The organism is Achromobacter sp. D7-1 (assembly GCF_059760445.1).
The window spans coordinates 19,220-27,376 of record NZ_JCBAMT010000091.1 but is presented as its reverse complement, the minus strand read 5'-3'; the positions used below and the strand labels follow the sequence as shown (position 1 = coordinate 27,376).

Genomic DNA, 8,157 nt, shown 5'->3' with positions numbered 1-8,157 from the left:
TTGTTAGTTATGTGCTTTTTTTTTTTTTTTTTTTCAAGAAAAAGGCGGGCATGGGGTTGGTTTCCCTCTGTCTGGGGGGCGGGGATTTGTGTAAAAGAGCCCCCTTTTTTCCTTCCCTGTCGCGGGCGCGGCGCCGCGCGCCGCCGCTCTCTCAGGCGCCGCGCCTGGCCTTGATCAGCTTGAACACGCCCGCCCCGATCACCGGCACGATGGCGGCGGCCAGGCCCAGCAGCACGATGGTGTTCAGGTGTTCGCGCACCAGCGGGATATTGCCGAAGAAATAACCCGCGGCCACCAGGCTCACCACCCACAGCAGCGCGCCCAGGATATTGAACAGCTGGAAGCGCGACAGCGGCATGTCGGCCACGCCCGCGACGAAAGGCGCGAAGGTGCGCACCACGGGGATGAAGCGCGACATCACGATGGTCTTGCCGCCGTGCTTCTCATAGAACGCGTGCGTGCGCATCAACGCGCCACGGTCCAGGAAGCGCAGGTTCATCGAAAACACGCGCGGCCCGATATAGCGTCCGATGGCGTAGTTCAGCGTATTGCCGGTGATGGCCGCAACGATCAGCAGTCCCCCCATCAGGAACGGGTCGATGTGCCCGGTGGCGCCGAACGCGCCCGCGATGAACAGCAGCGAATCCCCCGGCAGGAACGGCAACACGACCAGCCCGGTCTCGGCGAAAACGATCAGGAACAGCACCAGGTACACCCACACGCCGTACTGCGCGACCCAGACGCCCAGCGTCTTGTCGATGTGGAGCACCATATTGAAAAATTCGAGCATTGAAGCAACCCTGCCAGCGGAATGGGATATCAGTCCGCGACTATAGCCCACCCGCCCATGACGCTAAAATCATCCACATAGCCATACCTGAACGCCAGCCACATGACCGAACGCCGCTCCATTCTTGCGCTTCCCGACCTGCTGATCAGCCAGATCGCCGCCGGCGAGGTGATCGAACGGCCGGCGTCCGTGCTCAAGGAAATCCTTGAAAACGCCATCGACGCCGGCGGACGCGCCATCGAAGTGCGCCTGGAAGGCGGCGGCATACGCCGCATCGCCGTGACCGATGACGGCGGCGGCATTCCGCCCGAGGAACTGCCGCTGGCGCTGGCGCGCCACGCCACCAGCAAGATCCGCTCCCTGAACGAGCTGGAATCGGTGGCGTCCATGGGGTTCCGCGGCGAAGCCCTGGCCTCCATCGCCTCGGTGGCCCAGGTCACCATCATTTCCCGTACCCGCGACGGCGAGCACGCCTGGCAGATCGATGCCGGCAGCATGCAGGTCAGTCCCGCGTCCGGCCCGCCGGGCACCACCGTCGACGTGCGCCAGCTGTTCGACGCCGTACCGGCGCGACGCAAGTTCCTGCGTTCCGAAGCCACCGAATTCGGCCATTGCGTCGACGCCATGGAGCGCATCGCGCTGGCGCACCCGCAGATCGCCTTCCGCCTGTTCCACCATGACCGCGCGCAGCGCCAATGGCTGCCCGCCGAACCGCCGCAGCGCATCCGCGACGTGCTGGGCGCGGAGTTCGCCGAGCACGGCCTGCTGCTGTCGCACTCGGTCGGCACGGTCAGCCTGGCGGGCATGATCACGCGCCCCACCGCGGCCCGCGCGCGCGCGGACCGCCAGTATCTCTACGTCAACGGCCGCTACGTGCGCGACCGCACCGTCAGCCATGCCCTGCGCGCCGCCTACGCGGACGTGCTGCATGGCGACCGCCAGCCCGCCTACGTGCTGTTCCTGGACATCGACCCGGCCGCCGTGGACGTGAACGTGCACCCGGCCAAGCACGAGGTCCGCTTCCGCGACAGCGGCGCGGTGCATCGGTTCGTTTCCCACGCGGTCGGCCAGACGCTGGCGCAGACCGGCGGCGCGTCCGCCGTTGTAGCTCCGGCGCAGAACGACGACGCCGACGATGCCGGCTTCGAAACCGTGGCAAGGCCCGCCGCCTCAGCCGAGGGCGCCGCCCCGCAGGCCGCGCCCTACGCGCCCGCCGCCAGCCCCATGGCGGACACGCCCAGGCCCGCCTACAACGGCGGCGGCTTATCGTCGTCCTACGGCTTGCGGCCCTCGCCCGCGCCGCAGCGCGCACACACCCAGGTCCCGTTCCGCCTGCATGCCGAACCCGCCGGCATCCCGGCCGCCGACTGGCAATCGCTCTACCGGCCGCTCGATGACGACTCGGCCGCCAAGACGGCGCCGCTGCGCGAACCCGCGCCCGCTCCCGCCACCGCCCTGCCCGCCGACGAGGAACATCCGCTGGGCATGGCGCTGGCGCAGCTGCACGGCATCTACATCCTGGCGCAGACGCGCCGCGGCATCGTGCTGGTGGACATGCACGCCGCGCATGAGCGGGTGGTCTACGAACAGCTCAAGCACGCCCTGGACGCGCGCAGCCTGCCGCGCCAGGACCTGCTGGTGCCCGTGGTGTTCCACGCCCAGGAAAAGGACGTGGCGCTGGTCGAGGAATTCGAAGATCAGTTGAACGAACTCGGCTTCGAAATGCGTCCGTCCGGCCCCACCTCGATCGCCGTGCGCTCCGTGCCGGCCATCCTGGCCCGCGGCGACATCGAAACGCTGGCCCGCGCCGTGCTGCGCGATCTCGGCGCGGTGGGCGTTTCCCGCTTGCTGACCGAACAGCGCAATGAACTGCTGTCCACCATGGCCTGCCACGGCTCCGTGCGCGCCAACCGCAAGCTCACCATCGAAGAGATGAACGGCCTGCTGCGCCAGATGGAAGCCACCGAACGCGCCGACCAGTGCAACCACGGCCGCCCAACCTGGATCCAGTGGTCGGTGTCCGACCTGGACAAGCTCTTCCTGCGCGGGCAATAAGCTTGTCGCCGTCCTCCTCCCCCAACGCGGCGCCGCTGGTGATCTGCCTGGCCGGCCCTACCGCGGCCGGCAAAAGCGCCTCCACCCTGGCGCTGGCCGAACGCTGGCCGCTGGAAATCGTCAACGTCGATTCGGCCACGATCTATCGCGGCATGGACATCGGTACGGCCAAGCCCTCGCCAGAAGAACAGGCGCTGGTGCCGCAGCATCTGCTGGACATCCTCGATCCCATCCAGTCGTACTCCGCCGCCGACTTCGTCGCCGATGCGCTGCGCCTGATCGACGAGATCCGCGCACGCGGGCGCATCCCGCTGCTGGCGGGCGGCACCATGATGTACTACAAGGCGCTGCGCGACGGCCTGGACGATCTGCCCCAGGCCGATCCGGCGCTGCGCGCCGAGCTCGAAGCGCGCGCCACCACCCAGGGCTGGCCCGCGCTGCACGCCGAACTGGCGCTGCTGGACCCGCCCACCGCCGCGCGCCTGGCGCCCAACGACAGCCAGCGCATCCAGCGCGCGCTGGAAATCTGCATGCTGTCCGGCCAGCCCATGTCCGCCCTGCTGCTGCGCGGCCAGCGCCCGCGCGCCGACCAGGGCAACCAGTACCTCACCATCAGCCTGGAACCCTCCGACCGCGCCGCCCTGCATGCCCGCATCGAGCAACGCTTCGACGCCATGCTGGACCGCGGCCTGCTCGATGAAGTGCGCGCCCTGCGCGCCCGGGGCGATCTGCACACCGGTCTGCCTTCCGTGCGCTGCGTGGGCTACCGGCAGATGTGGTCCCACCTGGATGGCGAGGTCGACCTGGCCACGGCCCGCGAACAAGGCATCGCCGCCACGCGCCAGCTGGCCAAGCGCCAGATCACCTGGCTGCGCGCGCAACCCGAGCGCGTCATCGTCGACTGCCTGGCGGCGGATGCCGTGGCGCAGACCATAGACGCGATGGCCATCGCCCTGGCGGAACGGGCCTAGCCAGCCGGCAGGCACAAAAAAACCGCGCCGTGGCGCGGTTTTTCGTTGAGCAGACCCAGGCTTACACCACGAAGGTCTGCGCCATGCCTTCCTTCTGCTCGACGATTTCGCCCAGCGTGCTGACGGTCTCGCCCTGCTCGCGCAACGTGGCCGCGATGGCTTCGGCCTGTGCCGGATCCACCACCAGCACCATGCCGATGCCGCAGTTGAAGACGCGATACATCTCGGTGTCCTCGACCTGGCCCTGCTGTTGCAGCCACTGGAACAGCTTGGGCATTTCCCAGTTGGCGCGGTGCAGTTGGGCCGACAGGCCGGGCTGCAGGATGCGCGGCACGTTGTCCAGCAGGCCGCCGCCGGTGATGTGGGCCAGGCCCTTGATGGCTGCGCCGTGCTTGGCCAGCGCGGCCAGCACCTGCTTCACGTAAATGCGGGTCGGCGCCATGACCACGTCGACCAGCGGCTGGCCGTGGAAATCGTCGTCGGGCTTGGCGTTGGCGCGTTCGAGGATCTTGCGCAGCAGCGAATAGCCGTTGGAGTGCGCGCCGCTGGAAGCCAGGCCCAGCACCACGTCGCCCGTCTTGATCGACTGGCCGGTGATGATGGCGGACTTTTCGACCGCGCCCACCGCGAAACCGGCCAGGTCGTACTCGCCGTCCGGGTACATGCCCGGCATTTCGGCGGTTTCACCGCCGATCAGCGCGCAGCCCGACAGCTCGCAGCCCTTGGCGATGCCGCCCACCACCGCGGCCGCCGTATCCACCGACAGCTTGCCGCAGCCGAAATAGTCCAGGAAGAACAGCGGTTCCGCGCCTTGCACCAGGATGTCGTTGACGCTCATGGCGACCAGGTCGATACCCACGGTGTCGTGGCGGTTCCAGTCGAACGCCAGGCGCAGCTTGGTGCCCACGCCGTCGGTACCCGAGACCAGCACGGGTTCCTTGTACGACTTCGGCACTTCGAACAGGCCGCCAAAGCCGCCGATACCGGCCAGCACCCCGGGACGCATGGTGCGCGCCGCAAGCGGTTTGATACGGTCGACCAGGGCGTCGCCTGCGTCGATGTCGACACCGGCATCGCGGTAGGTCAGAGGGGCGGTAGGTTGATTCGTCATGAGAAATGCCGTGGGGTATGTAACAATTGCTGGGATTTGGGTGGAACGCCCTGCATTTTACGATGTTGCGGGCGCAAGCAGGGATCGTCCCCGCCGCGGCGCCGTGAAAGCGGTTCGGACCGGAACGAACCCAGGTGCGCCCGGCCAGGCCGGCAAGAAGGGCGGAATCGGCGCAAACCCAAGCCAGTCCAGGGCCCTGGACGCGACACCGTAACCCGAGGTGGTTTAAAGTGTAGGGTTGGCCGGTATTGATTTTGCCAGTGTATGAGGTTTTGACCCGGAGGTTTTGACCCGGAGGTTTTGACCCGGAGGTTTTGACCCGGAGGTTTTGACCCGGAGGTTTTGACCCCAAGGGTTTTAACGACTCCACAGGCGTCGGGCCCGGCCAGCCTGTCTTGATTTGCTGTATTGACCCATAGCTGTATTGACCAGTACTACCCGCCTCGTTTCGGCACCCTGTAAGCTTCCATGAACCGCCAGCTGCTGCTCGACGTTCTTCCCGCGCCAGCGCCATCGCTGAACAACTATATCGCCGGCCCCAACGGGGAAGCGCTGGCGGCGGTGCGCGCGCTGATTCCGGGCCGCGCCCTGTACATCTGGGGCGCCGCGGGCTGCGGCCGCACCCATCTGCTGCGCGCGCTGACCGCCCGCCCCGACGCCGTCTATATCGACGCCGAAACGGGCGAAAACATGCTGCGCCGCCTGGCCGAAGCCGATTCCAAGTCGCCCATGCCCAAGTTCGTCGCAGTTGACGACGTGCACCGTATGAACGACAGCCGCCAGGCCGCCCTGTTCGCGCTCTACAACCGCTGGCGCGAATCCGCCGCCACCGGCCGCGCCTTCGCCCTGGCGCTGGCGGGCGACCGCGCCCCGCTGTCGATGCCGCTGCGCGAGGACCTGCGCACGCGCCTGGGCTGGGACCTGGTGTTCCGCCTGGACCCGCTGTCCGACGCCGACAAGCTGGCCGCCCTGTCGGCCCAAGCGGCCGAGCGCGGCATGCACCTGGCGCCCGAAATCATCAACTGGATGCTCACGCACCACGAGCGCGACATCCGCAAGCTGGCGGAGCTGATCGACGCGCTGGACCGTTATTCCCTGGCCACCGGCCGTCCCATCACCCTGCCTCTGTTGCGGGCCATGCTCGCAGACCCTGATTCACAACGCACATGACCTCCCGACGTCTCGCCCTGTTCGACCTGGATCACACCCTGTTGCCGCTGGATAGCGACTACCAATGGGCCGACTATCTGGCACGCACGGGCCGCGCCGGGGATCCCGCCGAAGCCCGCCGCCAGAACGACGATCTGATGGATCGCTACAACCGCGGCGAGCTCACCGCCGAGCAGGCCGCCGAGTTCATGCTCGGACTGCTGGCCGCGCACACGCCCTATGACCTGGCGGCCTGGCACGAAGCCTTCATGGAAGAAGTGATCCGCCCGTCCATGACGCCCGCCGCGCGCGACCTGGTGCAATCGCACCAGGAAGCCGGCGACCTGTGCGCGGTGGTCACGGCCACCAACAGCTTCGTCACCGCCCCCATCGCACGCGCCTTCGGCGTGCCCCACCTCGTGGCTACCGACGCGGAATACCTGCGCGGACGCTACACCGGCCGCATCCTGGGCACGCCCAGCTTCAAGGAAGGCAAGGTGGTGCGCGTCAACGACTGGCTGGCCGGCATGGGATTGGGGCTTGCGGATTTTTCGGAATCGTTTTTCTATAGCGATTCGGTCAACGATGTACCGCTGCTGGAAAAAGTGACCCGTCCGATCGCCGCCAACCCCAGCCCCACCCTGCGCGGTATCGCCCAGGAACGCGGCTGGCAAGTGATCGACTTGTTCGACCACATGGAAGATTCGAAGTCCTAAATGATCACTGAAACCATAAAAAAATTCGTCGGCCGACTGTTCGCGCCGGCACCCCGGGGGCCGTTGCGCATCGCGCGCGACAAACACGGCATCGACCGCCGCAATGTCTCGCGCCACGCGATCAAGGTCTGCGAAGTGCTGCGCCAGCACGGCTATGACGCCTACATCGTCGGCGGCGCCGTGCGTGACCTGATCGTGGGCCTGGAGCCCAAGGACTTCGACGTGGCCACCAACGCCACGCCCGAGCAGATCCGCCCGCTGTTCCGCCGCGCCCGCATCATCGGCCGCCGCTTCCAGCTGGTGCACGTGGTCTTCGGCCAGGAAATCATCGAAACCTCCACCTTCCGCGCGCCCGCCTCGGAAGACCAGGAGACCGACGAGCACGGCCGCATCCTGCGCGACAACGTGTTCGGCTCGCACGAAGAAGACGCGGCGCGCCGCGACTTCACCATGAACGCGCTCTATTACGACCCGCACAACGAGGAAGTCATCGACTTCCACAACGGCGTGGCCGACCTCAAGAAGCGCCAGGTCCGCATCATCGGCGACCCGGCCAGGCGCTATCGCGAAGACCCGGTCCGCATGCTGCGCGCCGTGCGCTTCGCCGCCAAGCTCAACGGCACGATAGACCCGGCCACGCGCCAGCCCATCAGCACCATGGCCGAGCTCATCGACAACGTGCCGGCCTCGCGCCTGTTCGACGAAATGCTCAAGCTGCTGACCTGCGGCCACGCCATGGACTGCCTGCGCCAGTTGCGCGCCGACGGCTTGCACAAGGGCCTCCTGCCCCTGCTGGACGTGGTGCTGGAGCAACCCGGCGGCGAACACTTCGTGGAACTGGCGCTGGAACGCACCGACGCGCGCGTGCGCTCCGGCAAGACCATCAGCCCCAGCTTCCTGTTCGCCGCGCTGCTGTGGCAGCAGGTCGAGGCGCGTTGGAAGCAGCTGCGGGCGCAGGGCGAACACACCATTCCCGCGCTGTCGCAGGCCGCCGATTCGGTGCTGGACGAACAGACCGAAAAGCTCGCCATCCAGCGCCGATTCTCGTCGGACATGCGCGAGATCTGGTTCATGCAGCCGCGTTTCGAACGTCGCATGGGCAAGACCATCTACCGCATGATCGAGCAGCCGCGCTTCCGCGCCGCCTGCGACTTCCTGCAACTGCGCGCCGCCGCCGGCGAATTCGATAGCGTGCTGGCGCAATGGTGGATGGACCTGGCCAACGCCGACGACGTCACCCGCAGCGAGATGATCGAAGAAGTGGCCCGCCAGCCGCGCGAAGCCGGCGATGCGCCGGCCGCCGCCCCGCGCAAGCGCCGCCGCCCGCGCCGTTCGCCGTCGCGCGGCACGCCCAGCGCCGACTGA

Annotated in this window: 7 protein-coding genes; 5 read left to right on the top strand and 2 right to left on the bottom strand. The window is 67.4% G+C overall.

All coding sequences use genetic code 11. The features are described from left to right. Positions 1 to 151 precede the first annotated feature (151 nt). Positions 152 to 790 (bottom strand): VTT domain-containing protein, encoded by a 639-nt coding sequence (locus AC6LKD_RS27765; RefSeq protein WP_013391646.1) that lies wholly within the window; start codon positions 788 to 790, stop codon positions 152 to 154. Between the two features lie 102 nt (positions 791 to 892). Here AC6LKD_RS27765 and mutL point away from each other — a divergent pair, with 102 nt between their 5' ends. Both mutL and miaA read left to right on the top strand, forming a co-directional pair. After that, the gene (gene mutL / locus AC6LKD_RS27760) at positions 893 to 2,845 is read left to right on the top strand and encodes a DNA mismatch repair endonuclease MutL (RefSeq protein ID WP_498118053.1); all 1,953 of its coding nucleotides are present in this window, start codon (positions 893 to 895) and stop codon (positions 2,843 to 2,845) included. Between the two features lie 2 nt (positions 2,846 to 2,847). Then, on the top strand, positions 2,848 to 3,816 hold the full coding sequence (gene miaA / locus AC6LKD_RS27755) for a tRNA (adenosine(37)-N6)-dimethylallyltransferase MiaA (RefSeq protein ID WP_013391644.1): 969 nt from the start codon (positions 2,848 to 2,850) through the stop codon (positions 3,814 to 3,816). A gap of 61 nt (positions 3,817 to 3,877) precedes the next feature. Here the strand turns inward: miaA and purM are convergent, their stop codons facing one another. Then, the gene (gene purM, locus AC6LKD_RS27750) at positions 3,878 to 4,927 is read right to left on the bottom strand and encodes a phosphoribosylformylglycinamidine cyclo-ligase (RefSeq protein ID WP_013391643.1); all 1,050 of its coding nucleotides are present in this window, start codon (positions 4,925 to 4,927) and stop codon (positions 3,878 to 3,880) included. 468 nt (positions 4,928 to 5,395) lie between these two features. Between purM and hda the strand changes: the two genes are divergently transcribed. Genes hda through pcnB form a run of 3 tightly spaced genes read left to right on the top strand, consistent with a single transcriptional unit; the run spans position 5,396 to position 8,157 of the window. Beyond that, positions 5,396 to 6,097, top strand: coding sequence for a DnaA regulatory inactivator Hda (gene hda / locus AC6LKD_RS27745; protein ID WP_013391642.1), 702 nt, complete (start codon positions 5,396 to 5,398; stop codon positions 6,095 to 6,097). Continuing rightward, positions 6,094 to 6,792: an HAD family hydrolase gene (locus tag AC6LKD_RS27740; protein ID WP_498118052.1), complete on the top strand. Its 699-nt coding sequence runs from the start codon at positions 6,094 to 6,096 to the stop codon at positions 6,790 to 6,792. The genes hda and AC6LKD_RS27740 overlap by 4 nt, the downstream gene beginning before the upstream one ends. Next, on the top strand, positions 6,793 to 8,157 hold the full coding sequence (gene pcnB, locus AC6LKD_RS27735; RefSeq protein ID WP_498118051.1) for a polynucleotide adenylyltransferase PcnB: 1,365 nt from the start codon (positions 6,793 to 6,795) through the stop codon (positions 8,155 to 8,157). It abuts the gene before it with no gap.